The sequence below is a fragment of the Streptomyces sp. DSM 118878 genome (genome assembly GCF_052936595.1).
The window spans coordinates 3,448,080-3,474,191 of record NZ_CP193622.1 but is presented as its reverse complement, the minus strand read 5'-3'; the positions used below and the strand labels follow the sequence as shown (position 1 = coordinate 3,474,191).

Genomic DNA, 26,112 nt, shown 5'->3' with positions numbered 1-26,112 from the left:
GTAGGCCAGAGACCGTAGGCCAGAGAGGAGAGTGACGGTGCGCGATCTGATCCGCGGCGGCAGAGCCGCCCTGCGCCCCGCCCTGCTCCTCCTGTTCCTCCTCGTCGAGGTCGTCCTCGTAGACACCGGCAGCCTCACGGCCGCCGTCGCGCTCGCCGCGACCGCCGCCGTCGGCACCGCGCTCACCGTCTGCTCCGTGATCGCCGCGCGCTGCGCGCCCGCCGTGCCCCGCACCAGAGTGCGCACGGCCATCCGCGACCGGGAGCGGCGCACCGCCTTCCTGCCGCAGCGCGACCCCGACGCCAGGGGCCGCAGGCGCCCCCGAGCACCCGGCCGTCCCCTCCTGACGGCCGCGTAGGGGAACGCCACCTCCCGTAGAGCGCAAGCTGGAGCGCAAGCCCCTCGCGGATCGTCATGCCGAGCTGATCAGCACTCAGCCGATCACCGCTCAGCCGACCACTGCCCAGTTGTCCACTGCCCAGTTCTTCACTGCCCAGTTGACCTCTGCTCAGTCGATCGGCACTCCCGGCACGACGACATCCCCGGAGGGCTTCTCCATGTCCGACCTCTTCTCCTCTTTCATGTCCGTGTTCGCCGGTCTGGTCGAGCACATCGCCGACGCCGTCGAACCGCTCTTCCACGGTTCGGCGACCGCCGCCGCGATCGTGCTCTTCACCGCCTGCGTACGTCTGCTCGTCCATCCGTTGTCCCGGGCGTCGGCCCGTGGCCAGAAGGCGCGTGCCAAGCTGTCGCCGCAGATCGCGGAGTTGCGCAAGAAGCACGCCAAGAATCCTGAGCGGTTGCAGGAGGCGGTCATGGAGCTGCACCGGAAGGAGAAGGTGTCGCCGCTCTCCGGGTGCCTGCCGAGCCTCTTCCAGTTGCCGGCGTTCTTCCTGCTCTACCACCTGTTCTCCAGCTCCCGCATCGGCGGCGAGGCGAACGCGCTGCTCGGGCACACCCTCGGCACCGCGCCGCTGGGTGACCGGTGGACCGACGCGCTGGCCGAGGGCGGCGTCTTCGGGGCGCAGGGTCTCGTCTACCTGGTGCTGTTCGCGATCGTCACGGCCGTGGCGACCTTCAACTACCGGCGCACCAAGCAGCAGATGGCGTCCACGCAGCAGACGGCGTCCACGCAGCAGCCGCAGGCCGGCGGGAACGGGGACCCGCAGATGCCCGGCATGGGCGCGATGATGAAGGTGATGCCGCTGATGTCGTTCATGACTCTGTTCACCGTGGCCGTGGTGCCGCTGGCCGCCGCGCTGTACGTGGTGACGAGCATGACCTGGGCCGCGGTGGAGCGGGCGTTCCTGTACCGCGATGTGCCCGCCGGGGCGGCGGCCCTGGCGACCGCCGTCTGAGCCGCCGCTGCCGGGCCGTGTCCGAGCCGTGGCTACCGGGCCGTAAAGGTCCAGTACGTGAACGGGGTATTGCGGAGCGGACGCCGACCTTGGACGATCGACCAAACCTCCGATGGCCGCACCCCATCGGCCTGGCCACGTGATCACGTAGGTCACGCTCGACCAAGGGAGTCAGACGATGAAGCTGCTGCGAGTCGGTACGGCCGGAGCGGAGCGCCCCGCGCTGCTCGACGCCGAAGGAACCCTGCGGGACCTGTCGGGGGTCGTCGCCGACATCGACGGGAGCGTGCTCGCCGACACGGCGGCCCTCGACCGGATCAGGGCCGCCGCCAACGCCGGTGACCTGCCGGTTCTCGATGCGCGGGGGCTCCGGGTCGGGCCGCCGGTGGCGCGCGTGGGCAAGGTCGTGTGCATCGGCCTGAACTACCACGACCACGCCCGCGAGACCGGTGCCGAGCCGCCCGCCGAGCCCGTCGTCTTCTTCAAGGCGGCGGACACGGTGGTCGGTCCGGACGACACCGTGCTGGTGCCGCGCCGCTCGGTGAAGACCGACTGGGAGGTGGAGCTGGCGGTGGTCATCGGACGTACGGCCCGCTATCTGGAGTCGCACGAGGCCGCGCTGGCGCACGTGGCGGGGTACGCGGTGGCGCACGACGTGTCGGAGCGGGAGTTCCAGATCGAGCGCGGCGGCACCTGGGACAAGGGCAAGAACTGTGAGACGTTCAATCCGCTGGGCCCCTGGCTGGTCACCGCCGACGACGTGCCCGACCCGCAGGCGCTGTCCCTGAAACTCTGGGTCAACGGCGAGCTGAAGCAGGACGGCACGACCGCCGACCAGATCTTCCCGGTGGCGGAGGTCGTGCGGTACGTCAGCCAGTTCATGACGCTGTACCCCGGTGACGTCATCAACACCGGTACGCCGGCGGGCGTCGCGATGGGCCACCCCGAGCCGAAGCCGTACCTGCGGGCGGGCGACGTGGTGGAGCTGGAGATCGAGGGCCTCGGGCGACAGCGGCAGCAACTGAAGGACGCGTAGCCTGCGGCAGCGACTGCGGCTGAAGGGCGCCGCGTAGCCTGCGGCAGCGGCTGAGGGGGCCCCAGCCCCGGCCGCCCCCGCCGCCTACGCCGCGGCGAACCTCCCCAGCGCCTCCACCACCAGCGCGTGGTCCTCCACCTGCGGCAGGCCCGAGACCGCCACCACGCCGATCACGCCTGCGCCCTCGACCGTGATCGGGAAGGCTCCGCCGTGGGCCGCGTAGACGTCCGGGTCCAGGCGGGAGGAGGCCTCGAACGTCGTGCCCTTGGCGCGGAAGCGGGAGCCGACCAGATAGGACGAGCAGCCGTAGCGTTCGACGACGCGGCGCTTGCGGGCGAGCCAGGCGTCGTTGTCCGGGGTCGAGCCGGGCAGTGCCGCGTGGAAGAGCTGCTGGCCGCCGCGGGTGATGTCGATGGCCACCGGGGCGCCGCGCTCGCGGGCCAGCTCCACCAGGAGCGAGCCGAGCGTCCACGCGTCGTCGTGCGTGAAGCGGGGGAGGGTCAGGCGGGTCTCCTGGGCCTCCAGTTCTTCGATCGAGGGGGCCGGGCTCTTCTCGGGGGTCGCCGTCACAGCGTCACCGTCACACCGTCGCGGGCCGAGCGGCGGGCCGCCTCAAGGACGTCGAGGGCCGCGGCGGCCTCGTGCGCGGTCACGGGGTTCTCGCCGGTGCCGCGCAGGGCGGCGGCGACCGCCTCGTAGTACGCGGGGTAGTCGCCCGGCAGTGTCGGCAGCGGGCTGCCGCCGCCGGTCGCCGGCGACTCGCCGGAGCCGACCGTGCCCCACATCGACTCGGGCTCCACGCCCCAGGGGGCCTCCGTCCCCGGGCGGCGGCCCTCGCGCAGGGCGGCCTCCTGGGGGTCGAGGCCGTACTTCACGTAACCGGCCCGGGAACCGAGGACGCGGAAGCGCGGGCCGAGCTGGGCCGTGGTGGCGCTCACGTACAGGTGCGAGCGGACGCCGCCGGCGTGCGTCACCGCGATGAACGTGTCGTCGTCCGCCTCGGCACCGGCGCGGCGCACGTCCGACTCGGCGTACACGCTCACCGCCGGGCCGAACAGCGTCAGGGCCTGGTCGACGACGTGGCTGCCCAGGTCGTAGAGGAGGCCGCCGATCTCCTGCGGGTCGCCGGACTCGCGCCAGCCGCCCTTGGGGCGCGGGCGCCAGCGCTCGAAGCGGGACTCGAAGCGCCATACGTCGCCGAGGCCGCCGTCGGCGAGCAGGTGGCGCAGCGTGCGGAAGTCGTTGTCCCAGCGGCGGTTCTGGAAGACGGACAGGAGCAGTCCGCGCTCGTCCGCGAGGGAGGCGAGCTCGCGCGCCTCGGCGGCCGTGCCCGCGACGGGCTTGTCGACGACGACCGGCAGCCCCGCCTTGAGGGCGGCGGTGGCGAGCGGCACGTGGGTCTTGTTCGGGGACGCGATGACGATCAGGTCGAGCTCGTCCGCGCGGTCCCACAGCTCGTCGGGCGAGGCCGCGAGGCGCAGGGCGTCGCCGAACTCGGCGCGGGCCTGCGCCTGCCGGTCGGGGTTCGACGTCACGACCGTGTCGAGCGCGAGGCCCTCGGTGGCGGCGATCAGCGGGGCGTGGAAGACCGAGCCGGCGAGGCCGTACCCGATGAGGCCTACGCGCAAGGTACCTGTACCAGTCATGTCCTCCACTTAAGCAACGGTGTTGCCAAAGTGCAAGCGGGCGGGACAATGGCCTGGTGAAGTCCTTGAAGCCCTTGCAGCCCTACGGAAGCCGGATAAGCCCCGGGGTGAACCTGCCGGCGCTGCGCGGCCACAACGCCGCGCTGGTGCTCGACCTCCTTCGCTCGGCGGGCGAGGCGGGCATCAGCCGTCTCGAACTCGCCGAGCGCACCGGGCTCACCCCGCAGGCGGTCAGCAAGATCACCGCGCGGCTGCGGGCCGAGGGGTTCGCCGCGGAGGCGGGGCGGCGGGCGTCGACGGGCGGCAAGCCGCGCACCGTGCTGCGCCTGGTGCCGGAGGCCGGTCACGCGGTGGGCCTGCACCTGGACCGTGACGAGCTGACGGCGGTCCTGGTCGACCTCACCGGGGCGGTGGTGGCCGAACGCCGCGCCCCGCTGGCCTTCGCGGCGGGCGTGGACGCCGTGGTCGAGGCGGCGGCGCGGGCGGTGCGAAGCCTCCTCGCGGACGGGAGCGCGGTGGCCGCGGGGCAGGGAGGCGTGCCCGTGCCGGGCGTCGGGGTCGCCCTGCCCGGTCCGCTCGACCACGCCGGCGGGGTGCTGCGGCGGGTGACGGGGTTCCCCGAGTGGGACGGGTTTCCGCTGCGGGACGCGCTGGCGGCGCGGCTCGGGCTGCCGGTGGCCCTGGACAAGGACACCAACGCCGCCGCCCTCGGCATGGCCCCGGCGGGCGCCGCGGACTCCTTCGCGTACCTGCATCTGGGCACCGGGCTCGGCGCCGGTCTCGTGCTCGGCGGCTCCCTGCACCGCGGGGCGCGCACCGAGGCGGGGGAGTTCGGCCACCAGGTGCTGCGGCTCGACGGGCCGCCCTGTGAGTGCGGGGACCGCGGCTGCGTCGAGGCGCTCTGCCTGGCGGCCGTCGCGGCGGGCGACCTCGCCGAGGCCGCGCGGGTGCTCGGCACGGCCGCGGCGAACCTGGTCGGGCTGCTGGACATCGACCGCGTCCTGCTCGGCGGCCGCACGGTGTTCGCCGCCGGAGACCTCTTCGTACGGGATGTGGGCACCGTCGTGACCGAACGAGTCCGCCGCGGCGGAGGCGGGGCGGAAGTCTCCGTCGCCCTGGCACCCGGCGGCGAACGCGCGGTGGCGGAAGGAGCCGCCCAACTGATCCTGGCCCCCCTCTTCGGCCGGGCGGCGGAGCCGTTCAGCGCGCCCCGCGACGGAAAGGTCCAGCCCCGCGACTGAAAGGCCCCGCCCCGCCCCGGCCACCCCGCACTCGACCGATCGGGCGCAAACGGGCCCCGGGGCGCGGCGGGAGGGCGCCGCCGGGGCAGGTATCCGAGAGGGCGCTGCCCCCGCCACCGCACAAGCCCGGCCTCGTCCGCGCCGGGCCGGCGGTGGCCCGTACGAACGCCGTCCGCGGCGCCGCTCCCGTACACCCGGCGTGAGGCGCCCGGCGGTCCGTCCCGCAAAGGTCCTCCATGCGCCTGTGCAGTTCCCCCGCCTCCGGCGTGGCCACCGTCGTCGCCCTGGCCCTCGCTCTCGCCCTGGCCCTCACCCTCGCGTTCGCCGTCGCGGGGGCGCCCGCCCGGGCGGGGGAGGACGTGGCCCCGGCGCCGGCGCGCCCCGCCCCGCTCGCCGCGTACGAACCCACCTGTGCCCCTGACGACCGCGCCGGATTCCCCATCGACGCCCGCATCCACGAGGGCCCCCGCACCTACCGGCCGGGCGGCGGCGCACACGAGTGGTCGATCGATCTCACCAACGCCACCAGCGAGCCCTGCGGCCGTGTCCACCCGCTCGTCGTCCTGGTCGGCAAGGCGCGGTCGCTGCGCCCCGAGCACATCCGGCTGGAGTTCCACGACGGCTCCCGCTGGCACCCCGTGGCGTTCCACAGGACCGACCAGAACGAGAACGTCGGCGTCTTCGACGACGGGTTCGGCGGTTTCACGGTCGGGCCCGGCAAGACCGTCACGGCCAAGGTGCGGATGGGCTTCACCGGTGAGGCCGCGGCCGACGGCGTCACCGCCACCGCCGCCCTCGTCCAGCGCAAGAAGAACGACGGGGACTGGGTCGGCGAGTCCAACCCCTACGCCTTCGGCATCGCGCCCGACGCCCCCGCGGCGCTCTCCGCCGACCAGCTCGCGCAGACGGGCGAGCGGTTCCTGATCGCCCTCGGCGCCGCCGCCGGAATCCTCGTGCTCGGCGGCGCCGCCGTGATCGCGGGCGCCCGCCGCATCCGCGGCGGAACCGGCACCAGAAACCGCTGAGTCCGCCGTTCACGTACGTCTGCGAACATCCCCGGGTGGACCAACCGAACCCCGCCCGCCCGCTCGGCCACGCGCCGGGCGCCCCCGTCCGCTCCGGCATCCCCGAGCACGGGCGCATCCCGAAGTACTACGCCGTCAAGGCCAGGATCTCCGCCCTCGTGGACGAACTGGGCGAGGGCCAGGCCCTGCCCACCGAGCGGGACCTCGCCGTGCGGTACGAGGTGGCACGCGAGACCGTGCGCCAGGCGCTGCGCGAACTGCTCCTGGAGGGGCGGCTGCGCAGACAGGGGCGCGGCACGGTCGCCGCGGGGCCCAAGCTGGAGCAGCCGCTGTCGCTCGCGAGCTACACCGAGGGCGTACGGCGGCAGGGGCGGACGCCGGGCCGCGCTCTCGTCTCGCTCGACCGCTTCCCGTGCCCGCCCCCGCTCGCCGCCGAGATCGGGGCCGGGCCCGGCGAACCGGCCTGGCACATGGAGCGTGTGCTGCTCGCGGACGAGGAACGGGTCGGCCTGGAGAGCACGTACGTCTCCGTGGCCCGCGTGCCGCGCCTCGACGCCGACTTCGCACCGGACTCCTCCTTCTACGCCTACCTCCGCGACGAACTCGGCATCGCCTTCGGTGACGCCGACGAGCGGATCGAGACGGTCCTCGCCACCCCGCGCGAGGCCCTGCTCATCGGGACGCCGCCCGCGCTGCCCATGCTGCTCATCCACCGGTTCTCCCGCGACACGGCGGGCCGCCCCCTGGAGCGGGTCCGCACCCTCTACCGGGGCGACCGGTTCTCCTTCACGACGCGGCTCGGCGGCGGCAGGTAACGGGAACATAACGGGTCTAGTCCAAGCTTGATGGCCCGTTAACCGTCCCGTTGCCGCTCGGCCCCGCCCGCGCCACCCGGCGGCAGGAGCGTTGCCGCCGTGAGAGTCATCGTCGTAGGAGCCGGCGTGGTGGGAACCATGCACGCCTGGCACGCAGTGGAACGCGGCCACGAGGTCGTACAGATCGAGCGCGAGAGCGAGGCCCGGGGGGCGTCGCTGCGCAACTTCGGACAGATATGGGTGAGCGGCCGCGCGGGCGGCGAAGAGCTCGACACCGCGCTGCGCGCCCGCGAGCTGTGGGAGGGCATCGGCGAGCGCGTGCCGGGGCTCGGCTTCCGGGCCAACGGGTCGCTGACCCTCGTACGCGACGAGCGGGAGCGCGCGGTCGCCGAGGCCGCGCTCGCCAGGCCCGACGCGGCGGCCCGTGGGTACGAACTGCTCACCGCCGACGAGGCACGCGCCCTCAACCCGGCCCTGCGCGGCGACTTCCTCGCGGCCCTGCGGTGCGAGCGGGACGCCGCCGTGGAGCCCCGCACCGCCCAGCTCCGGCTGCGGGAGGCGCTGCTGAAGTCGCCCCGCTACACGTTCGTGCCGAACCGCGAGGTCCGCGAGGTCGTCGGCGCGGGCGCGGTACGGGACGACCACGGGGAGGTGCACGGGGGCGACGTCGTCGTGCTCGCCACCGGCGCCTGGCTCGGCGGCCTCGTGCGCGAACTGGCGGGCCCCGATCTGCCCGTGCGCCGCGTCCGGTTGCAGATGATGCAGACCGAGCCGCTCGGCGAGGCGCTCACGACGTCCGTGGCGGACGCGGACAGCTTCCGCTACTACCCGGCGTACGCCTCGCCCGCGCTCGACCGGCTCAACGCCGAGCAGGCGCAGACGCCGACCGCCGCCGCGCACAAGATGCAGCTCCTGATGGTGCAGCGCGCGGACGGCGGGCTGACCATCGGCGACACGCACGAGTACGAGCACCCCTTCGCCTTCGACACCCTCGAAGAGCCCTACGACCACCTCACCGAGGTCGTCGAGGGCTTCCTCGGGCGCCCGCTGCCGAAGATCAGGCGGCGCTGGGCCGGGGTGTACGCGCAGTGCGTCGACACCAGCCGCGTCGTCCACCGCCAGGAGCTGCGCGAGGGCGTGTGGCTGGTCACCGGGCCCGGCGGGCGCGGCATGACGTGTTCGCCGGCCATCGCCGAGCGGACCGCGGACGAGTTGGGCTGGTGAGGGAGATGACCACGCGAATGACCACAAATCAGCGGCGCGTCGGGCTCGTCGTGCTCGACATGGCGGGGACCACCGTCGCCGACGGGGGCCTCGTCGAACAGGCCTTCTCCGCCGCCGCCGGAGAGCTCGGCGTCGAGCCGGGCTCCGCGGACCACGCCGAGAAGCTGGCCTACGTACGCGCCACGATGGGCGAGTCCAAGATCTCCGTGTTCCGGCACCTGTTCGGCGAGGAGACGCTCGCGCGGCGGGCCAACACCGCCTTCGAGAAGGCGTATGGAGAGCTGGTCGACGGCGGCCGGATCGCTCCGGTCCCCGGGGCCCGGGAAGCCGTCGAGGCGTTGCGGGCGGACGGCCTGACGGTGGTCCTGACCACCGGCTTCGCCCGCGTCACGCAGGACGCCATCCTGGACGCGCTCGGCTGGCGCGGCCTCGTCGAGCTGACCCTGTGCCCCGCCGACGCGGGCGGCCGCGGCAGGCCCTACCCGGACATGGTGCTCAGCGCCTTCCTGCGGACCGGGGCCGTGGCGGACGTGCGGGAGGTCGCCGTCGTGGGCGACACCGCGTACGACATGACGAGCGGGGTACGGGCCGGGGCCGGTGTCGTCGCGGGCGTGCTGACCGGCGCCCACGCCGAGCCCGTGCTGCGGGAGCACGGCGCCACCCACGTCCTCGCCTCGGTCGCCGAACTGCCCGCGCTGCTCGCGCCGTCCGCGCCGCGGTCCCGGGGGCGGACATGAACAGCGGCATCCGCTTCGACCGGGTCTCCGTCGCCTACGACGGCAGCACCGTCCTCGACTCGCTCGACCTGACCGTCGAACCCGGCGAGGTCATGGCCCTGCTCGGGCCCTCCGGGTCCGGCAAGACGACCGCGCTGCGGGCCGTGGCGGGGTTCGTGCGGCCCGCCTCCGGGCGGGTGTTCATCGGCGGGCAGGACGTCACCGGGCTGCCGCCGCACCGGCGGGGCATCGGCATGGTCGTCCAGCAGTACGCCCTCTTCCCGCACCTGCGCGTCAAGGACAACGTGGCCTTCGGCCTGCGGGCGCAGAAGGCCGCCAAGGACGGGATCCCGGGGCGGGTCGCCGAGGCCCTGGAGATGACGGGCATGGGCGCGTACGCCGAGCGGTATCCGCGGGAGCTGTCCGGCGGCCAGCAGCAGCGCGTCGCCATCGCACGGGCCCTGGCCATCCGGCCCGGCGTGCTCCTGCTCGACGAGCCGCTGTCCGCGCTCGACGCGCAGCTCCGCTCGGGCATGCTGGCCGAACTCGCCCGGCTGCACCGCGAACTGCCGGACGTCTCCATCCTGTACGTCACCCATGACCAGGTCGAGGCGCTGACCCTGGCGGACCGCATCGCCGTCATGGACCGGGCCAGGCTCCAGGACTGCGGCACCCCGCAGGAGCTCTACCGGACGCCCCGCACCGAGTTCACGGCCTCGTTCGTCGGCAACGCGAACCTCCTCCCGGTGACCGTGGGCGCGGGCACCGTCTCCCTCGGCGGTGCCGAGCTGAAGGTCGACACGGGCGGGGCCGCTCCCGGCGCGACCGCCACGCTCTGCGTCCGCCCGCACCTCGTCGGCCTCGGGGACGGGCCCAACGCGCTCACCGGCCGGGTGAGCGAGGTCCAGTGGCGGGGCGCCACGCACCGGCTTTACGTCGACGTGGGCGGGGAGCGGATCAAGGCGGACGTCCGCGAACTGCGCACCCCGCCCGCCCTCGGCGACCAGGCCACCGTGCACTTCGCCGCCGAGGACGCGGTGCTGCTCACCGCGGGGGTGGTCACCGATGGCTAGCGCCGCGATGGCCGGCGCCGCGCCCGCCGTGCGACCGCCCCGCGCCGTGCCCGGCTGGGTGTGGGCCCTGCCGCCCGTGGCCGTGCTCGGGCTCGTCTTCCTCTACCCGCTCGCCCTCGTCGTCCAGCAGTCCGCGCGGCCGGACACCGGAGGGACCTCCCTCCAGCCCTACGCGGACGTCTTCGCCTCCGAGGCCTTCCGCGAGGCCCTCGCCACCACCGTGTGGCTCGCGCTCGGGTCGACCCTCGGGTGCCTCGTGCTCGGGTTCGCGCTCGCGCTGGTCATCGCCTTCGTGCCGTTCCCCGGCGCCAGGGCCGTCTCCCGGTTCATCGACGTCTTCCTCTCCTTCCCGTCCTTCCTGATCACCCTCGCCCTGCTCTTCGTCTACGGCACCAAGGGCATGGCCAATGGGATCTGGACGGACGCGACCGGGGCCGCCGAGGGGCCCTTCCAGTTCCTGACGACGCCGTGGGGCGTGCTGCTCGCGGAGATCACGTACTTCACGCCGTTCGTGCTGCGGCCGCTGCTCGCCGCGTTCTCGCAACTCGACACGGCCCAGCTCGAAGTGGCATCGAGCCTCGGCGCGAAGCCCGCCAGGATCGTGCGCCGCGTCATCCTGCCCGAGGCGCTGCCCGCGCTCGCCGCCGGCGGCAGCCTCGTCCTCGTCATGTGCCTGAACGAGTTCGGCATCGTGCTCTTCACCGGCGCCAAGGGGGTCACCACGCTGCCGACGCTCGTCTACGGCAAGGCCATCCTGGAGTCCGACTACCCGGCGGCCTGCGTCGTCGCCGTCGTCAACATCGCGATCTCCGTCGGCCTCTACGGCCTCTACCGGGTGGTGAGCCGACGTGCTGGTGCATAGCCGCGGCGGCAGGTGGGCCGCCTGGGTCCTCTTCGCCGTCCTCTTCCTGCCCCTCTTCGCGCTGCCGCTCCTGGTGATCCTCGCGGCCTCCTTCTCCGCCCACTGGTCGGGCGCCTTCCCGTCCGGCCTCACCACCGGGCACTACGCGGCGGCCACCCGAGGGGAGTCCCTCCAGGCCCTCACCACCAGCCTGGTCACCGCCGTCACCGCCAGTCTCCTCGCGCTCGCCGCCGGGTCCTGGGCCGCGCTCGCCGCCGCCTCGCTGAAGAAGGGGCCACGGCTCTCCCGGCTCGCGGGCAGGGTGCTCGACACGCTCTTCGTGCTGCCGGTCGCCGTGCCCTCGGTCGTCGTCGGGCTCGCGGTCCTCGTGGCGTTCAGCGAACCGCCGATGCTCCTCAACGGCACCCGGTGGATCGTCGTCCTCGCCCACGCCGTCCTCGTCACGGCCTTCGCCCACCAGTCGGTCTCGGCCGCCCTCGCGCGGCTCGACCCGGCGTACGAACAGGCCGCCGCCTCACTCGGGGCCCGGCCCTCGTACGTCCTGTGGAAGGTGAAACTGCCGCTGCTCCTGCCCTCCCTGAGCGCCGCGGCCGGGCTCTGCTTCGCGCTCTCCATGGGCGAGCTGAGCGCCACGATGATGCTCTACCCGCCCGACTGGACGCCGCTCCCCGTGCGGATCTACGCGGCCACCGACCGCGGCTCGACCTTCACCGGAGCCGCCCTCGCCGTCGTCCTGATGGCGACGACGCTGCTGGTGCTCCTCGCCGTCTCCCGCGTCCGCACCCGCGCCTCCTACCGCTGACCCGTATCCCACCCTCGCAAGGAGTACCCCGCGTCATGTCCCGCGCCACGCAGATCAGAACGCTCGCCGCCGTCACCGGCTGTCTCGTGCTCGCCGGCTCCCTCACCGCGTGCGGTTCCGGCTCGGCCGCGTCCGACGACGACGTCGTCACCGTCTACAGCGCCGACGGCCTCAAGGGCGAGAACGGCGACGGCTGGTACGACCAGGTCTTCAAGGACTTCGAGAAGAAGACCGGCATCAAGGTGAACTACGTCGAGGGCGGTTCGGGGGAGATGGTGCAGCGCGCCGTCCGCGAGAAGTCCAACACCCAGGCCGACGTCCTGATCACGCTGCCCCCCTTCATCCAGCAGGCCGACGACAAGGGCCTCCTCCAGGCCTACGAGCCCAAGGGCTCCGAGGAGGTCGACGGCTCCGCCAAGGACGCCGACGGCAAGTGGACCGCCGTCGTGAACAACTACTTCGGCTTCATCCACAACAAGAAGGAGCTGCCGGGCGGCAAGGCCCCCAAGACGTGGGAGGACCTCACCGAGGACACGTACAAGAACAAGGTGCAGTACTCCACGCCCGGCGTCGCGGGCGACGGCACGGCCGTGCTCATCAAGGCCATGCACGACTTCGGCGGCAGGAAGCCGGCGATGGCGTACCTGAAGAAGCTCCAGCGCAACAACGTCGGCCCGTCCGCCTCCACGGGCAAGCTCGCGCCGAAGGTCGACAAGGGCGAACTGCTCGCCGCCAACGGCGACGTACAGATGAACTACGCGCAGTCCAAGGACATGCCGAACCTCGGCATCTGGTTCCCCGCCAAGGAAGGCGGCAGCCGGACGACGTTCGCGCTGCCGTACGCGGCGGGCCTGGTCACCAAGGCCCCTCACAACGCCAATGCGAAGAAGTTCCTCGATCACCTCCTCAGCCAGAAGGCACAGTCCCAGGTCAGCTCGGTCGGCGGCGGCTTCGCGGCCCGCAAGGACATCAAGGCCACCGACGCCGACGCGATCGCCCTGGACCGGATCGTCGAGGGCGTCGAGGTCTTCGAGCCGGACTGGACGGACATCTCCGAGAACCTCACCTCGTACGTGGAGGACTGGAAGGCGGCGACGGGAAGCTGACAGACCCGGCGCGTGACCAAGTCCGAGGAGATCGGCGAGATCGGCGAGATCGGCGGGGTCAAGATCACGGCTTCGTGTTTAGTCTTGGGGCGTCGGCACAGCGCTGTCCCGGCGCCCCGCAGAACTCGCAGACCGCAGGAGTGCACCTCATGGCAGAGCGCAAGCCCATCGAATCGTGGCTCACCGACATGGACGGCGTGCTGATCCACGAGGGAGTCCCGATCCCGGGTGCCGACGCCTTCATCAAGAAGCTGCGTGAGTCGGGCAAGCCGTTCCTCGTCCTGACCAACAACTCCATCTACACCGCGCGCGACCTCCAGGCCCGGCTGAACCGCATGGGCCTGGACGTGCCCGTCGAGAACATCTGGACCTCCGCGCTCGCCACCGCGAAGTTCCTGGACGACCAGCGCCCCGGCGGCACCGCCTACGTCATCGGCGAGGCGGGCCTGACCACCGCGCTGCACGACATCGGGTACATCCTCACCGACCACGACCCGGACTACGTGGTCCTCGGCGAGACCCGCACCTATTCCTTCGAGTCGATGACCAAGGCCGTGCGCCTCATCAACGGCGGGGCCCGCTTCATCTGCACCAACCCCGACGAGACCGGGCCCTCCGCCGAGGGACCGCTGCCGGCCACGGGCGCCGTCGCCGCGCTGATCACCAAGGCGACCGGCAAGAACCCGTACTTCGCGGGCAAGCCGAACCCGCTGATGATGCGGACCGGGCTCAACGCCATCGGGGCGCACTCCGAGACCAGCGCCATGATCGGCGACCGCATGGACACCGACGTCCTGGCCGGTCTTGAGGCCGGGATGGAGACGTTCCTCGTCCTCACCGGACTGACGTCCCGCGACGGCATCGACCAGTACCCGTTCCGGCCCTCCACCATCGTGGACTCCATCGCCGACCTGGTCGACCGCGTCTAGCCACCGCACCCGTTTGCCACACTCCGGTGGGCGGTGAACCGCACCGCGCGTGAACCTCGGATCAGGAGGTTCACGATGTGCATAGGTCCCCTAGCCCTGCGCGCCGCCCCGGCCGCCGTGGCCCTGGCCATGGTCCTGCCGGGCGGCGCGGCCCAGGCCCACGACCAGGAGTCCGTACGGGCCGAAGTCACCCCGGCGACCACCGCGCCCGGCAGCGCCGTGGAGGTGCGCGTCTCGGGCTGCGAGGGCACGACGGGGTCGGCCGGAGCCGGAGCCTTCGAGAAGGACGCCGAGCTCACCGGCCGCGGCGGCGACTCCCCCACGCTCACCGGCAGTGCCAGGATCAAAGAGGGCCTGACCGGTACGTACGACCTCACCGTCACCTGTGACGGCCACCCCCACCAGGGCGTGGGCAAGGTCGTCGTGGAACGCCACGACCCGGCGCCCGACGCCCCGGTCAAGGCCGGTGGCGGCGGCACCACCGATCTCGCGGCGGACGCCACCGACGCGGCGGTGGACGACGGGGCGGACGACGCCTCCGAGGCGGGACCCGGCACCCGACACGCCGTGGTCGGCTTGGTCCTCGCCGGAGCGGCGGCCGTCGCCGTGGCCTTCCGCAGCGTCCGACGGCGCCGCCCCGAGTGACGGGCGGACGTGAGCATGTCCGGTGATGAACACTCACCCGGGCCCGGGCGCCTCCTCACCGGGCTCGCCTGGGCGATCCTCCTTGCGGGCCTCGGGCTGTGGGGCAGCGGCCTCTCCGACCTGCGAGGCAGCCTCGCCGCACCCGCGACCGGCGACGTGGCGGCGGTCGGCCGCCCCCTCGGCGTCGAAATGCCCCGCGGCCACGAGCCGCTGGCCCCCGCACGACCGCACCGCGTCGACGTGCCGGCCCTCGGCATCAGGGCCCCGGTGAGCGCCCGCGGCCTCGACCCCGACGGCGCCATCGACCCCCCGCCCTTCGAGCAGTCCGACACCGTCGGCTGGTACGGCGGCGGCACCCGCCCGGGGGCCTCCGGAGTGGCCCTCTTCGTCGGCCACGTCGACACCAGGACCCGGCCCGCGGTCTTCTACGACCTCAGCGCGGTGCGCCCCGGCCAGAAGGTCCGGGTGGCCCGCGACGACGGGACGACCGCCGAGTTCACCGTCGACGACGTCCAGGTCGTCACCCGCGAACGCTTCGACGCCGCGAAGGCGTACGGTCCGCACGAGGAGGACCGCGCGGAGCTGCGCCTGATCACCTGCGGCGGCGCCTTCGACAGGGCAGCCCACACGTATACGGCCAACGTGATCGTCTCGGCGTACCTCACGGGAGTCCGCCGCTAGGACGGACCGGACCGGGCCGGGGTAACAGCTCTTCCACAGCTCTTGCCGCAGGACGGTCGGGCCTCGTGGGCAGGGGAGGCGTATGTCAGGATTGAATGACCGACAGTGCACCCAAGGGGGAGTGGATGTACCGCAAAGGCACCGGCCGCGGACTTGTTTTCGCGGCCAGGGGGGTGAGGACGGGAGCGGCGCTGGTGGGGGCCGCGCTGCTTCTTTCCGCATGCTCCTCCGGTGACGACCCGGGCAGCGACTCGGGTTCGCCGGTGAAACAGCAGCCGAAGGGCAAGGACCCGTACTGGGTCAACCCGCAGGGGAACGCGGCGAAGCAGGTCGCCGCCTACGAGAAGGACGGCAAGAAGGACGACGCCGAGCTGATAAGGAAGATCGCCGAGCAGCCCGTCGCCGAGTGGATCGTCCCGGAGAACGCGGAGGAACAGGCGCGGGGCTTCACCGAGGCCGCCACCAAGGCCGACCGCGACGCCCTGCTCGTCCTCTACAACATCCCGCACCGCGACTGCGGCCAGTACTCGGGCGGCGGCGCGGCCGACGGCAACGCGTACCGGGCCTTCGTCGACCAGGTGGCCAAGGGCATCGGCGACCGCCGCGCCACGGTCATCCTGGAGCCGGACGCCGTGCTCCACCTGGTCGACAACTGCACGCCCGAGCAGTTCCACGAGGAGCGCTACGACCTCCTGAAGGGGGCCATCGGCAAGCTCAAGTCCCTGAAGAACACCAAGGTGTATCTGGACGCGGGCAACGCGGGCTGGAAGAACCCCGACTCGCTCTGGGAGCCCCTGAAGCGGTCCGGCGTCGAGCAGGCCGACGGCTTCTCGGTGAACGTCTCCAACTTCCAGACGACCGAGGCGAGCGCCGACTTCGGCAAGAAGCTGTCCGCGAAGATCGGCGGCAAGCCGTTCGTCATCGACACCGCCCGCAATGGCAACGGGTCCTACACCAAGGGCAAGGACCCCTGGTGCAACCCGCCGGGCCGCGCGCTGGGCGAGGTGCCCACCACGAAGACCTCCGACCCGCTCATCGACGCCTACCTGTGGATCAAGCGGCCCGGCGAGTCCGACGGCACGTGCAGGGGCGGGCCGAAGGCCGGGGAGTGGTGGCCGGAGTACGCGAGGGACCTCGCCAAGGCCTCGGATTAGGGGCGCGGGGAACTGCGGCTTTTCTGTGGTTGCTCGCGCAGTTCCCCGCGCCCCTAACGGGGCGGTACTCAAGGCACGTGGACCCACTGGGCCTTGCTGGGTGTGCCCTGGTCGTCCGTCACGAAGAGCATGTACCAGCCCGTCTCGACCAGGCTGCGGTTCTTCGGGACGGTGACCGTGACCTTGCCGGGTGACTTCTTCAGGCCGAGCGCGATCGACGTCTGGTCGATGTCCGTCACATGCGTGGAAGCGCTCGGCTTGATGAGGCGCGCCGACTTGATGGCGGAGGAGTGCTTCGTCGGGAACGTCCCGCTGCCGCCCCGCTCGATGTTCTTCGGGCCCTTGCCGAGCGAGGGCTGCGAGCCGTGGTACAGGTACGGCGGCGTGTAGATCTCGATGCGCTGCTCGAACACGCCGGGCTTCGTGTTCGCCGCGTCGGCGTAGAGCGAGTCGGAGCCGAAGAACATCACGCGCCCGTCGGGCAGCAGGACCGACCCCGAGTGGTAGTTGCGGCCCACCTCCGGGTCGGCGACCTTCCGCATCTCGCCGGTCTTGGCGTCGTAGATGCGGGCCTGGTGGATGTTGGAGTCGCTGCGCCCGCGGTAGTCCTCGGAGCCGCCGGAGATCAGCACGGTGTCGTCCGGCAGCGTCGATATCTGCGGGTAGCGCGTGCCCTTCTCCAGCTCGGGGCCGTCCACGAACTTCGGGTCGTCCGCCTTCAGGTCGACGATCCGGGTCTTGTTGCTCGACTCCTTGGACTCGCCGACACCGCCGCCGCCGACCACCATGTACTTCTGGTCCTGGGCGGGCGGCAGCTCCACCGTGCCGGAGGTCTCCAGGAGCTTGTCGTCGCTCAGGCCCGGGATGCCCTGCCACTTGTTGGTCTTCAGGTCCCAGATGCCGGGCTTGCGGCCGACGTCGTCGGGGCCGTAGCCCGCGTTCGACCCGGAGTAGAAGAGCTTGCCGTCGGCCATCTGGAAGATCGCCGGGTACGTCGGGAACTGCCGGATGCCCTTGGTGTACGTCCACTTCTTGGTCTTCGGGTCGTACACCTCGTTCTTGCCGGGAACGAGCTGGCCGATCTCGTCGAGGCCGGAGGTGGAGAGGACCTTGCCGTCGCTGAGCGTGGTCAGCGTGGGGTACCAGCGCGCCTCGTTCATCGGGTCGACCTTGATGTACCGCTCGGCCACCGGGTCGAACTCGAAGGAGTCCTTGATCCCCTGGAAGTCCTTCTTGTCCAGGGCGAGCTTCTGCGCCATGCCGTAGACGTTGCGGGTGTCGGAGCCCTTCAGGCCCTGGATGCGGTAGTTGTCCTGGGTGCCCGTCTCGTGCTTGGTGCCGCTCTTGGCCGCCTCGACGTAGACCCGGCCGAGGCCCGGCTCGGTGCGCAGGAACCTGCCGGTCTGCTTGTCGAAGACCTTCTTGGCCTTCTCGACGAGGATGTTGTCCGCGGAGACGAAGGTCTTGCCGTTCTTCTTGCCGGTGAACTTCGTGCCCGCCGGGATCGTCTTCGGCTCGTCCGGGTCCTCGTTGTGGACGATCATCAGGCCGCCGGCCTTGGTGATGTCGCCCTTCAGCTTCTCGTAGCGCTGCGTGCCGCCCGCGATCAGCAGGTTTCCGTTGCCGAGCTGGGTGTGGCCCGTGCAGAACAGGTCGGTGGGCGTCGGGATCTTCTTGATGGTGCCCTTGACCGGGTCCCAGAGCCGGGTGTCGAACTTCTTGTCGTCGAAGTTCTTCTGGTTGTTGCCCGACCCCGCGACGAGAAGCACCTTGCCGGTGTGCAGCAGGGCCGCGTGGATCGTGTTCTGGCGGTACTCCTCGGGGAAGTCCACGACCTCCCAGTGGCCGTTGTCCGCCTTGTACTCCGGCTTGTTGATCTTGTAGTCGTGGTACTTCTCCGAGCCCACGCGCCACAGCCACGGGCCGTTCATCCCCGCCAGCGCGAGGACGACCGCCGCGCCTATCGCGATGCGGCGGGCGCGGCGGCGGCTGGAACGGTCTGTCATTTCTTACGTCCCCCAAGGGAAATCTGCATGGTCTGGTCGGGCGATGCCCAACTGGGCTTCTGCTGTGGCGCGTGCGGGGCGGCGGGCCGTCCGTGCGGGGGGACCGGCGGCTGGGCCTGCGGCAGGGGCGCCGTGGCGTCGCGCGGCAGCGGGACCCGCGGGTCCGTCTCCGGCGGCGGTCCCGAGGCCCCCGGTCCCGCGTCGGACCTGGGCTTCTTCTTGTCCTGCCGCATGCCCCAGCGCCACGCGAAGATCGGCGCCGCCGTGATCAGGAGGGCGAACGTGGCCCAGGTGATCATCGCGGGGTGCGCGTGCCCGTACACGAACGCGGCGGCCATCGAGGCGCCGAAGACCAGGATGAAGAACAGGTGGATGCGGAACGTGCCGAACAGGGTGTCCGGGCTCGCCGAGTCGCCCTTGGGAGTCACCACGAACTTGCTCTTGCGGCGCAGGGCCGCGTCGAGGAGTGAGCGCGCGTAGACCGGCGCCGAGAGGGCCGACATCACCATGCCCGCCACACCGCCGGAGCCCTCGGGCTCGTGCGGGGAGACGTTGTGCCTGCGGTTCCAGATGTAGAGGCCGATCTGAAGCGCGGAGGCATTGCCGTACAGCATCAGCCAGATGGTCGGGTCGATGTTCACGCCGGACGCGCCGAGACCCAGGAACAGGGCGCAGCTCAGCGCGGCCAGGATCCAGTTCATGGCGGACATCGGGTAGAAGATGACCATCATCGTGTAGTTGAAGAGGCGGCCCGGGGGCAGCGAGAACGGTGCCTTCCAGAACTGCTTGAGGATCGTCTCGTACGTCCCTCGCGACCAGCGGAGCTGCTGGGTGAAGAAGTCCGTCCAGGCGTTGGGGCCCTCGCCGACCGCGAGCACGTCCGGGGTGTAGACCGACTTCCACTTCTTGCCGGTCGCCGGGTTGGTGGCGCGGTGGATCTCGAAGCCCGTCGCCATGTCCTCGGTGATCGAGTCGTACAGGCCGCCGATCTGCTTCAGGGCCCTGATGCGCACCGCGTTGGACGTGCCGACGAACATCGGGGCGCCGTAGGCGTTGCCGGCCCGCTGGATCAGCGCGTGGAAGAGGAACTGCTGCGACTCGGCGGCCTTGGTGACGAAGTTGTCGTAGTTGCCGTAGACCTGCGGGCCGATGACGAAGCCGACGTTCTCGTCCCGGAAGAAGCCGAGCATCCGCTCCAGGTAGTTCGGCATCGGGACGTGGTCGGTGTCCACCGACGCGAAGTAGTCGTAGTCGTCGCCGTGCGCGTCGAGCCAGGCGTTGTAGTTGCCGTGTTTCGTCTTGGCGCGGTGCGGGCCCTTCGCCATGTTCCACTTCGCCACGCCCTTGCGGGAGAAGTGGTGCACGCCGAGCCGCAGGCAGACCTCCTTGACCTCAGGGTCGTCACCCTCGTCGAGGAGCCAGACGTGCATCGTTCCGCGGTGCCGGATCTTGACCGCGGCCTCCAGTGTCTTCGTCACCATCTCGATCGGCTCCTTGCCGGGCACGAACGAGGTGAGGAAGGCGACTCTGGTGCCCGTCTCGGGCACCACGGGTATCGGGTCGCGGGCGACGAGCGTGGCGTGCGCGTTGGAGAGGACGTTCATGCAGCGGAAGAACTCGATCAGGCCGATCGATATGAGCATGACGATGTCGAGGACCGGCAGCCAGTCGTTGGCGACGTAGTCCCGCTTCGTCCAGTGCTCGGGCTGGAGCAGCCAGCCGAGCAGCACGAGTGAGAGCAGTGGGGCCGCGCCCAGCATCAGCGCGGCCCGTACCTTGTGCGGCTCCTGCGAGAGCAGCGAGCGGTACTTCACCTTGTACGGCTTGCTCGGATCGGGCTGGGTCAGCGGCCCGGCGAGCCGGCTGTAGTGCTCGTAGTCGTAGCGCGGCAGGCTCTTCTTGATCCTGCGGAACCCGCCTGTCCGATGTGACACGGCTCTGAGCTGTGTCGTTTCTGACGGGTCGTTCTGCCGCGCGCCCGTCGGCGTCGACGTCATGAGTCATCCCCCCGCACGCGGTCGCCCGCGCGGTCGTTGGTCCTTCCGTCGGTCCGGATCCCCTCCGACCCTCGCCGACGCATCAGTGGCAGGCCACCGTTCCCCAAGACACGGGACGGCTACCTTCCGGTTGCATGATGCCCCCCTAGGCATCGCGACACGAACGGGACCCCCATCCCTGCCTTGTCGCCGCGGACCGGCGAGCCCCCAAGTGCCCCGCACCGTCCGCCTCATGAAAGCCAGTGGCTCCCGAACAGGGTTCTACGCCCCAAGGCATGATCGCAAGAGCGATACAAGGGGTTTACCGGTCATACGAGCGATTTGAGTGCTCTCGTGGGACAGGTGTGCCAAGGCGGGCACGAATGTTACCGAAGTGCTCCCTTATGGCCTGCTCTGCCCGCTGGGCGTCCCCCGAGCGGACGGCCTCCAGGATCTCCCGGTGCTGCCGGCAGGTGACCCTCGGATCCAGCGGCACGTCCACCAGATCCGTGCGGACCTTGTGGAACGCGTCCCAGAAGGCCTCCAGGACCTCACCGAGCAGCAGATTCCCCAGACCGCGGTAGAGCGTGGCGTGAAATGCGCGGTCGGTCTCGGCGCGTACGCCGCCCTCCGCGGCGTCGGCCTCGGCCTCCATGCGCTCCACCAGGGAGTCGAGCTCGGCGAGGTCGGCGTCCGGGACCCGGCCCGCGAGCCGCGCGATCAGGCCGGTCTCGACGGCCTCGCGCAGCTCCAGGAGCTGGAGCAGGCTGTCCTCGCCGCGGTAGTGGCCCGCGACCGTGCGGAAGGCGAGCCCCTCGATCATCGGCGCGACCGACATGGGGCCGACATAGGTGCCGAAACCGTGACGAATCTCCACGATGCCCATCGCCTGGAGCGCCTTGAGCGCCTCCCGTACGGAGTTCCTGCTGACTCCCAGGCGCTCCATCAGCTCCGGCTCGGTGGGCAGTGAGGCCCCGGAGGGCAGCCTGGAATCGATGATGAGCTTTTTGATCCGCTCCTGGATGTCGCGCGCCATGGCGCAACGGTAGCGGTAGGCGCACGACGAAGGCCCCCCGCGTGAACGGGGGGCCTTCGCTGTCTGTGCGCCGCCAGGGACTCGAACCCCGGACCCGCTGATTAAGAGTCAGCTGCTCTAACCAACTGAGCTAGCGGCGCCCGCTTGACCTGGAGAACTCTACCGGATGCGCGGGGGTGCCACGGACCGCGTCCGTCATTGGTATGGACATGTTCAACTACCGGCAATAATCTGAGCTTGGTCTAGACCGCAGCGCGCGCACGTCCCAAGGAACGTTTTACGGAACTTCGTACGGAACGTCCCCGGAACTCCCCACGTTCGGTCAGGAGCGACATGCGTAACAAGAAGATGTACGCGGCGATGGTGGGCCTCGGCACGGTGGGCGCGTTCGCGCTCTCCGCCGGTGGCGCCAGCAGCCACGGCTACTCGGATCTGCCGGCCAGCCGGCAGATCAACTGCGCCAAGGGCGTGGTGGCCAACTGCGGCAACATCCAGTGGGAACCGCAGAGCGTCGAGGGCCTCAAGGGCTTCCCCGCGGCGGGACCCGCCGACGGCAAGATCTGTTCGGCGGGCGTGGGCGGCTTCAGCCAGCTCGACGCGGCCAAGGCGCCGAACGGCAGCGCCTGGCCCACCACGCAGGTGAGCGGCGGGCAGAACTACACCTTCCGCTGGCAGTTCACCGCACGGCACCGCACCACGGACTTCAAGTACTACATCACCAAGCAGGGCTGGGACGAGAGCAAGCCGGTGACCAGGGCCGCCCTGAACACCACGCCGTTCCTCACCGTCCCGTACAACAGCCAGCAGCCGCCCGCGACCCTCTCGCACAGCGGCACCATCCCCGGTGGTCGCAGCGGTCACCACGTGATCGTCGCGGTCTGGACGGTCGCGGACACGGCGAACGCGTTCTACGCCTGCTCCGACGTCCGCTTCTAGGCGACCTCCGGCAAGGCCCTGACAGGCCAGAAGCCGGAGGTCACAGGGTCAGCGAGGCCTTGGGGTGCCCCTCCGTACCCCTGCCCTCGCGCGAGTGCCGCGCACGCCGTGCCTTCCCCTCGCACGCGGCGTGCGCGGCACCATCCACCCCATCCACCCCGGACGGCCGCCGTCAGACCCTCCACATCTGACGGCCGGCCCTTTACCGTGCGCGGCCATGGAGACTGTCGCGGAACTCGTCCAGGCGCGGTGGGGCGACCACCGCACCGGCCTGCGCTTCGCGGGCGGGAAGCTGACCCACCACGAGGTGGCGGCGGGCGCGGCGGCCAGAGCCGCGCTCCTCGGTGACCTGCTGCCCCGGCCGGGCGAACCGCACGTCGGGGTCCTGCTCGACAACACGCCCGAGTACCCCCAGTGGCTCGGCGCGGCGGCGCTGGCGGGCGCGGCCGTGGCGGGCATCAACCCCACGCGGCGCGGCGCCGAACTGGCCCGCGACATCCTGCACACCGAGTGCCGCGTCCTGGTGACCGAGCGGGCACACCTGCCGCTGCTCGACGGCCTGGACCTGCCGGGCGTACGGGTCCTCGTGACCGGCACGGACGCCTACGCGCGGCTCCTCGCCCCCTACGCCGACGCCGCCCCGGAGACCGCGCGGACCGTCACCCCCGCCACCCGCATGCTGCTCTACTTCACCTCGGGGTCCACGGGCGCCCCCAAGGCGGCGCTCTGCACCCAGGGGCGGCTCGCGGCGGCGGGGCGTTCGCTGGTGACCCACTTCGGGGTCAGGGCATCGGACACCCACTACATCTGCATGCCGATGTTCCACGGCAACGCGGTGATCGCCGACTGGGCGCCCGCGCTGGCGGCGGGTGCGGGGGTGGCGCTGCGGTCCCGCTTCTCCGCCTCGCGGTTCCTCCCCGACGTACGGGAGTTCGGCGCGACGTACTTCACCTACGTGGGCCGGGCCGTGAGTTACGTCCTCGCCACGCCCGAACGGCCCGACGACCGGGAGAACCCGCTGCGGGTCGGCTTCGGGACCGAGGCGGGGGCGGTGGACGCGGCGCGCTTCGAGGAGCGGTTCGGCGTACGGCTCGTGGAGGGGTACGGGTCCTCGGAGGGCGGGGCGGCGATACAGCGGACCCCCGGCACACCCGCCGGGGCGATCGGCCGCGCGGCGCCCCGGGACGACCTCGCGGTCGTCGACCCCGTGACGCTGGCCGAGTGCGAGAGCGCGCGGTTCGGCCCCGACGGGCGGCTGCTGAACGGGCGGGAGGCCATCGGGGAGCTGGTGAACCGGGGGCCGCACCCCTTCGAGGGCTACTGGCGCAACGCGGCGGCGCAGGCCGAGCGGGTGCGGGGCGGGTGGTACTGGACGGGGGACCTCTTCTACCGGGACGCCGCCGGGTTCCTCTACTTCGCGGGGCGTACGGACGACCGGCTGCGCGTCGACAGCGAGAACCTCGCGGCGGCGGTGGTCGAAGGCATCCTCGCGCGGTACTCCGGGGCGGCGGCCGTGGCGGTCTACGCGGTGCCCGACCCGGTGGCCGGGGACCAGGTCATGACGGCACTCGCTCCGCCGCCGGGTCTCCCGTTCGACCCGGGGGAGTTCGCCGCGTTCCTCGGGGCACAGCCGGATCTGAGCCCGAAGGCCGTGCCCCGGTTCGTGCGGGTGGTTCCGCGGATGCCGGTCACGGCCACGCATAAAGTGGCCCGCTCTCTGCTCCGCCGGGAGGGCTTCCGCTGTGGCGACGCCGTCTACTGGCGCCCCTCGGCGGGGGAAACGGCCTACCGCCGGTTCACGTCCGCCGATCTCGGGCGGGAGCTCGCCCGGTACGACGCCCAAGGCAGGCGGCATCTGCTCGACTGACGAGGCCGCCGCCGGGCCGGCCGCCGCCTACCGTAGGCGTCATGCCAAGTGACAGCGTCTGGGCGCGGCTTCGGGGGCGGGGGTACTTGCGGGGCAGTGCTCCCTGGCGCAGTGCCGGGTATCTGGGGAGCGGGGTGCTCCTCGGGGCCCTCGTGCTGCTCGTCGGGGTCGCCCTCACCGCCGTCGGGGCCGCCCTCACCCTCGTGCTCGTCGGGATTCCCCTCCTCGGCGCGCTCGCCTTCTGCGGCGTGCCCCTCGCCGCCCTGGAGCGCCGCCGCCTCCGCGCCGTCGACCCGGCACCGGCCCCCGGCCCGCACCGCACCCCCGACGCCCCCGGCATCAACGCCTGGTTCAGGATCCGCGTCAAGGAGCAGGCCACCTGGCGCGAGCTCGCCTACGCCGTGCTGCTCGGCCTCGTCCTGTGGCCGCTGGACCTCACCGTCCTGGCCTGCACGGTCGCCCTCCCCGGCCTGCTGCTCGCCGCCCCCGCCCACCTGGCGGCCGTCGGCGGCCCCGGCAGCGGCATCCGCCCCGCCAAGCTGTGGCTCGTCGACTCCTACCCGGCGGCCTGCGGCACCGCCCTGCTCGGACTGGTCGCCCTGCTGGCGCTCGCGTACCCGCTGGGCGCGTACGCCGCGGGGAGGGCCGCGTTCGCCCGGCTGCTCCTTGCCCCCCGCGACACGGAACTCGCCGCGAGCCTCGCCGAGGTCACCCGCTCACGGGCCCGCCTGGTCGACGCCTTCGAGGCGGAGCGGCGGCGCATCGAGCGTGACCTGCACGACGGGGCCCAGCAACGCCTCGTCGCGCTCACCATGAGCCTGGGGCTCGCCCGGCTCGACACGGCCCCGGGCACCCCGCTGGCCGAGCGGCTCGCCACCGCCCACGACGAGGCGGGCCACGTCCTGACCGAGCTGCGCGAGCTGATCCGCGGCATCCACCCGCAGGTCCTCACCGACTACGGCCTGGCCACCGCCATCGAGGACGCGGCGGACCGGTCCGCGGTGCCCGTGGACACGGCCGGCGTCGAGCTGCCCCGCCTCCCCGAAGCCGTCGAGTCCGCCGGGTACTTCGCGGTCCGTGAGGCGCTCGCCAACGTGGGCAGGCACAGCGGCGCCGACAGAGCCATGGTCACCGCCGCGCACACCGGCGCGGCCCTGCGCATCGACGTGCGGGACGACGGCCGCGGCGGCGCCGACCCCGCGCACGGCACGGGCCTCACCGGGCTCGCCGACCGCCTCGCCGTCCTCGATGGCACACTGACGCTCACCAGCCCGCCCGGCGGCCCGACCGTCCTGTCCGTGGAGATACCGTGCCGAGCCGAAGCCTGAGAGTCGTACTCGCCGAGGACGGCGTGCTGTTGCGGGAAGGGCTCATCGGCGTGCTGGGCCGCTTCGGGCACGAGACGGTGGCCGCGGTCGGCGACGCGCAGGCGTTGCGGGACGCCGTGGCGGCGTACGAACCGGACATCGTGGTGACCGACGTGCGGATGCCGCCGGGGTTCAAGGACGAGGGGCTGCGCGCGGCCGTCGCGATCAGGGCGGAGCGTCCGGCGCTGCCGGTGCTCGTGCTGAGCCAGTACGTGCAGCGGACGTACGCGGCGGAGCTCCTGGACACGGGGGACGGTACGGGCGTCGGCTATCTGCTCAAGGACCGCGTGGGCCAGGTCGAGGAGTTCATCGAGGGGCTGACGCGGGTCGCGGAGGGCGGGACGGTCGTCGACCCGGAGGTCGTACGGCAGTTGCTGCGCCGCAGACGCGATCCGCTGGCCCGGCTCACCCCGCGCGAGCGCGAGGTGCTCGGCCTGGTCGCCGAGGGGCGGTCGAACGCGGCGATAGCCGCCGCGCTCGTCGTCTCCGAGGCCGCGGTGGGCAAGCACATCGGCAACATCCTCGCCAAGCTCGACCTGCCGCCGGGCGACGGCACCCACCGCAGGGTGCTCGCGGTACTGGCGTATCTGCGCGCGTGAGCGATTACGCTC

Annotated in this window: 25 protein-coding genes and 1 tRNA gene; 20 read left to right on the top strand and 6 right to left on the bottom strand. The window is 71.9% G+C overall.

Features of this window, described 5'->3' with window-relative positions:
- Positions 1-37 precede the first annotated feature (37 nt).
- From ACRAKF_RS15220 to ACRAKF_RS15210, 3 genes are all read left to right on the top strand, one after another.
- Entirely contained in the window at positions 38-358 is a 321-nt protein-coding gene (locus ACRAKF_RS15220; RefSeq protein ID WP_447037680.1) for a DUF6412 domain-containing protein, read from the top strand.
- A gap of 223 nt (positions 359-581) precedes the next feature.
- Positions 582-1,358: a YidC/Oxa1 family membrane protein insertase gene (locus ACRAKF_RS15215; protein WP_447041989.1), complete on the top strand. Its 777-nt coding sequence runs from the start codon at positions 582-584 to the stop codon at positions 1,356-1,358.
- Between the two features lie 178 nt (positions 1,359-1,536).
- Positions 1,537-2,394 carry a fumarylacetoacetate hydrolase family protein gene (locus ACRAKF_RS15210; RefSeq protein WP_447037679.1) on the top strand — a complete coding sequence of 286 codons (858 nt, stop codon included), beginning with the start codon at positions 1,537-1,539 and terminating at the stop codon, positions 2,392-2,394.
- An 84-nt stretch (positions 2,395-2,478) separates the two neighbouring features.
- Here the strand turns inward: ACRAKF_RS15210 and ACRAKF_RS15205 are convergent, their stop codons facing one another.
- Positions 2,479-2,964, bottom strand: a complete 486-nt coding sequence (locus ACRAKF_RS15205; RefSeq protein ID WP_447037678.1) for a heme-degrading domain-containing protein — start codon at positions 2,962-2,964, stop codon at positions 2,479-2,481.
- On the bottom strand, positions 2,961-4,040 hold the full coding sequence (locus tag ACRAKF_RS15200; protein WP_447037677.1) for a Gfo/Idh/MocA family oxidoreductase: 1,080 nt from the start codon (positions 4,038-4,040) through the stop codon (positions 2,961-2,963). The genes ACRAKF_RS15205 and ACRAKF_RS15200 overlap by 4 nt, the downstream gene beginning before the upstream one ends.
- 56 nt (positions 4,041-4,096) lie before the next feature.
- On the opposite strand from ACRAKF_RS15200, the gene ACRAKF_RS15195 reads away from it, so the two are divergent.
- The 13 genes from ACRAKF_RS15195 to ACRAKF_RS15135 all read left to right on the top strand — a co-directional run bounded on the left by ACRAKF_RS15195 (position 4,097) and on the right by ACRAKF_RS15135 (position 16,313).
- Positions 4,097-5,281, top strand: a complete 1,185-nt coding sequence (locus tag ACRAKF_RS15195) for an ROK family transcriptional regulator (protein WP_447037675.1) — start codon at positions 4,097-4,099, stop codon at positions 5,279-5,281.
- A 236-nt stretch (positions 5,282-5,517) separates the two neighbouring features.
- Positions 5,518-6,306 (top strand): hypothetical protein, encoded by a 789-nt coding sequence (locus tag ACRAKF_RS15190; RefSeq protein WP_447037673.1) that lies wholly within the window; start codon positions 5,518-5,520, stop codon positions 6,304-6,306.
- A gap of 35 nt (positions 6,307-6,341) precedes the next feature.
- A complete protein-coding gene (locus ACRAKF_RS15185; protein WP_447037672.1) occupies positions 6,342-7,121 on the top strand; it encodes a GntR family transcriptional regulator in 780 nt (259 codons plus the stop codon).
- Between the two features lie 99 nt (positions 7,122-7,220).
- Positions 7,221-8,345, top strand: a complete 1,125-nt coding sequence (locus ACRAKF_RS15180) for a TIGR03364 family FAD-dependent oxidoreductase (RefSeq protein WP_447037670.1) — start codon at positions 7,221-7,223, stop codon at positions 8,343-8,345.
- Positions 8,346-8,362: 17 nt separating this feature from the next.
- Positions 8,363-9,082 (top strand): phosphonatase-like hydrolase, encoded by a 720-nt coding sequence (locus ACRAKF_RS15175; RefSeq protein ID WP_447037669.1) that lies wholly within the window; start codon positions 8,363-8,365, stop codon positions 9,080-9,082.
- On the top strand, positions 9,079-10,134 hold the full coding sequence (locus tag ACRAKF_RS15170; protein WP_447037667.1) for an ABC transporter ATP-binding protein: 1,056 nt from the start codon (positions 9,079-9,081) through the stop codon (positions 10,132-10,134). The genes ACRAKF_RS15175 and ACRAKF_RS15170 overlap by 4 nt, the downstream gene beginning before the upstream one ends.
- Positions 10,127-10,996, top strand: a complete 870-nt coding sequence (locus ACRAKF_RS15165; RefSeq protein WP_447037665.1) for a 2-aminoethylphosphonate ABC transporter permease subunit — start codon at positions 10,127-10,129, stop codon at positions 10,994-10,996. Before ACRAKF_RS15170 ends, ACRAKF_RS15165 begins: the two co-directional genes overlap by 8 nt.
- Entirely contained in the window at positions 10,983-11,798 is an 816-nt protein-coding gene (locus ACRAKF_RS15160; protein ID WP_447037663.1) for an ABC transporter permease, read from the top strand. The genes ACRAKF_RS15165 and ACRAKF_RS15160 overlap by 14 nt, the downstream gene beginning before the upstream one ends.
- Positions 11,799-11,833: 35 nt before the next feature.
- On the top strand, positions 11,834-12,904 hold the full coding sequence (locus tag ACRAKF_RS15155) for a 2-aminoethylphosphonate ABC transporter substrate-binding protein (RefSeq protein WP_447037662.1): 1,071 nt from the start codon (positions 11,834-11,836) through the stop codon (positions 12,902-12,904).
- A gap of 149 nt (positions 12,905-13,053) precedes the next feature.
- Positions 13,054-13,833, top strand: coding sequence for an HAD-IIA family hydrolase (locus ACRAKF_RS15150; protein ID WP_447037660.1), 780 nt, complete (start codon positions 13,054-13,056; stop codon positions 13,831-13,833).
- A gap of 75 nt (positions 13,834-13,908) precedes the next feature.
- Entirely contained in the window at positions 13,909-14,478 is a 570-nt protein-coding gene (locus ACRAKF_RS15145) for a hypothetical protein (protein ID WP_447037659.1), read from the top strand.
- A gap of 15 nt (positions 14,479-14,493) precedes the next feature.
- Positions 14,494-15,159, top strand: coding sequence for a class F sortase (locus ACRAKF_RS15140; protein WP_447037658.1), 666 nt, complete (start codon positions 14,494-14,496; stop codon positions 15,157-15,159).
- Positions 15,160-15,284: 125 nt separating this feature from the next.
- Positions 15,285-16,313 carry a glycoside hydrolase family 6 protein gene (locus tag ACRAKF_RS15135; protein WP_447041987.1) on the top strand — a complete coding sequence of 343 codons (1,029 nt, stop codon included), beginning with the start codon at positions 15,285-15,287 and terminating at the stop codon, positions 16,311-16,313.
- A 68-nt stretch (positions 16,314-16,381) separates the two neighbouring features.
- Here the strand turns inward: ACRAKF_RS15135 and ACRAKF_RS15130 are convergent, their stop codons facing one another.
- From ACRAKF_RS15130 to ACRAKF_RS15115, 4 genes are all read right to left on the bottom strand, one after another.
- A complete protein-coding gene (locus tag ACRAKF_RS15130; RefSeq protein ID WP_447037657.1) occupies positions 16,382-18,319 on the bottom strand; it encodes a galactose oxidase-like domain-containing protein in 1,938 nt (645 codons plus the stop codon).
- The gene (locus ACRAKF_RS15125) at positions 18,316-20,316 is read right to left on the bottom strand and encodes a glycosyltransferase family 2 protein (RefSeq protein WP_447037656.1); all 2,001 of its coding nucleotides are present in this window, start codon (positions 20,314-20,316) and stop codon (positions 18,316-18,318) included. The genes ACRAKF_RS15130 and ACRAKF_RS15125 overlap by 4 nt, the downstream gene beginning before the upstream one ends.
- A gap of 301 nt (positions 20,317-20,617) precedes the next feature.
- Positions 20,618-21,331, bottom strand: coding sequence for a FadR/GntR family transcriptional regulator (locus ACRAKF_RS15120; RefSeq protein WP_447037655.1), 714 nt, complete (start codon positions 21,329-21,331; stop codon positions 20,618-20,620).
- A 66-nt stretch (positions 21,332-21,397) separates the two neighbouring features.
- Positions 21,398-21,471: transfer RNA gene (locus ACRAKF_RS15115), tRNA-Lys, on the bottom strand.
- Positions 21,472-21,664: 193 nt separating this feature from the next.
- Between ACRAKF_RS15115 and ACRAKF_RS15110 the strand changes: the two genes are divergently transcribed.
- The 4 genes from ACRAKF_RS15110 to ACRAKF_RS15095 all read left to right on the top strand — a co-directional run bounded on the left by ACRAKF_RS15110 (position 21,665) and on the right by ACRAKF_RS15095 (position 26,100).
- Entirely contained in the window at positions 21,665-22,267 is a 603-nt protein-coding gene (locus ACRAKF_RS15110) for a lytic polysaccharide monooxygenase auxiliary activity family 9 protein (protein ID WP_447037654.1), read from the top strand.
- A 217-nt stretch (positions 22,268-22,484) separates the two neighbouring features.
- Positions 22,485-24,134 (top strand): AMP-binding protein, encoded by a 1,650-nt coding sequence (locus ACRAKF_RS15105; RefSeq protein ID WP_447037653.1) that lies wholly within the window; start codon positions 22,485-22,487, stop codon positions 24,132-24,134.
- 41 nt (positions 24,135-24,175) lie between these two features.
- Positions 24,176-25,462: a sensor histidine kinase gene (locus ACRAKF_RS15100; RefSeq protein ID WP_447037652.1), complete on the top strand. Its 1,287-nt coding sequence runs from the start codon at positions 24,176-24,178 to the stop codon at positions 25,460-25,462.
- Entirely contained in the window at positions 25,444-26,100 is a 657-nt protein-coding gene (locus ACRAKF_RS15095) for a LuxR C-terminal-related transcriptional regulator (protein ID WP_447037651.1), read from the top strand. Before ACRAKF_RS15100 ends, ACRAKF_RS15095 begins: the two co-directional genes overlap by 19 nt.
- Positions 26,101-26,112: the final 12 nt, after the last annotated feature.

Bases quoted from the DNA above. Each gene is read 5' to 3' on its own strand.
- ACRAKF_RS15145 (WP_447037659.1), top strand. From the start codon at position 13,909: ATGTGCATAGGTCCCCTAGCCCTGCGCGCCGCCCCGGCCGCCGTGGCC.
- ACRAKF_RS15140 (WP_447037658.1), top strand. From the start codon at position 14,494: ATGTCCGGTGATGAACACTCACCCGGGCCCGGGCGCCTCCTCACCGGG.
- ACRAKF_RS15200 (WP_447037677.1), bottom strand. From the start codon at position 4,040: ATGACTGGTACAGGTACCTTGCGCGTAGGCCTCATCGGGTACGGCCTC.
- ACRAKF_RS15215 (WP_447041989.1), top strand. From the start codon at position 582: ATGTCCGTGTTCGCCGGTCTGGTCGAGCACATCGCCGACGCCGTCGAA.
- ACRAKF_RS15175 (WP_447037669.1), top strand. From the start codon at position 8,363: ATGACCACAAATCAGCGGCGCGTCGGGCTCGTCGTGCTCGACATGGCG.
- ACRAKF_RS15120 (WP_447037655.1), bottom strand. From the start codon at position 21,331: ATGGCGCGCGACATCCAGGAGCGGATCAAAAAGCTCATCATCGATTCC.
- ACRAKF_RS15210 (WP_447037679.1), top strand. From the start codon at position 1,537: ATGAAGCTGCTGCGAGTCGGTACGGCCGGAGCGGAGCGCCCCGCGCTG.
- ACRAKF_RS15130 (WP_447037657.1), bottom strand. From the start codon at position 18,319: ATGACAGACCGTTCCAGCCGCCGCCGCGCCCGCCGCATCGCGATAGGC.
- ACRAKF_RS15190 (WP_447037673.1), top strand. From the start codon at position 5,518: ATGCGCCTGTGCAGTTCCCCCGCCTCCGGCGTGGCCACCGTCGTCGCC.
- ACRAKF_RS15150 (WP_447037660.1), top strand. From the start codon at position 13,054: ATGGCAGAGCGCAAGCCCATCGAATCGTGGCTCACCGACATGGACGGC.
- ACRAKF_RS15125 (WP_447037656.1), bottom strand. From the start codon at position 20,316: ATGACGTCGACGCCGACGGGCGCGCGGCAGAACGACCCGTCAGAAACG.
- ACRAKF_RS15165 (WP_447037665.1), top strand. From the start codon at position 10,127: ATGGCTAGCGCCGCGATGGCCGGCGCCGCGCCCGCCGTGCGACCGCCC.
- ACRAKF_RS15110 (WP_447037654.1), top strand. From the start codon at position 21,665: ATGCGTAACAAGAAGATGTACGCGGCGATGGTGGGCCTCGGCACGGTG.
- ACRAKF_RS15105 (WP_447037653.1), top strand. From the start codon at position 22,485: ATGGAGACTGTCGCGGAACTCGTCCAGGCGCGGTGGGGCGACCACCGC.
- ACRAKF_RS15170 (WP_447037667.1), top strand. From the start codon at position 9,079: ATGAACAGCGGCATCCGCTTCGACCGGGTCTCCGTCGCCTACGACGGC.
- ACRAKF_RS15100 (WP_447037652.1), top strand. From the start codon at position 24,176: ATGCCAAGTGACAGCGTCTGGGCGCGGCTTCGGGGGCGGGGGTACTTG.
- ACRAKF_RS15135 (WP_447041987.1), top strand. From the start codon at position 15,285: ATGTACCGCAAAGGCACCGGCCGCGGACTTGTTTTCGCGGCCAGGGGG.
- ACRAKF_RS15155 (WP_447037662.1), top strand. From the start codon at position 11,834: ATGTCCCGCGCCACGCAGATCAGAACGCTCGCCGCCGTCACCGGCTGT.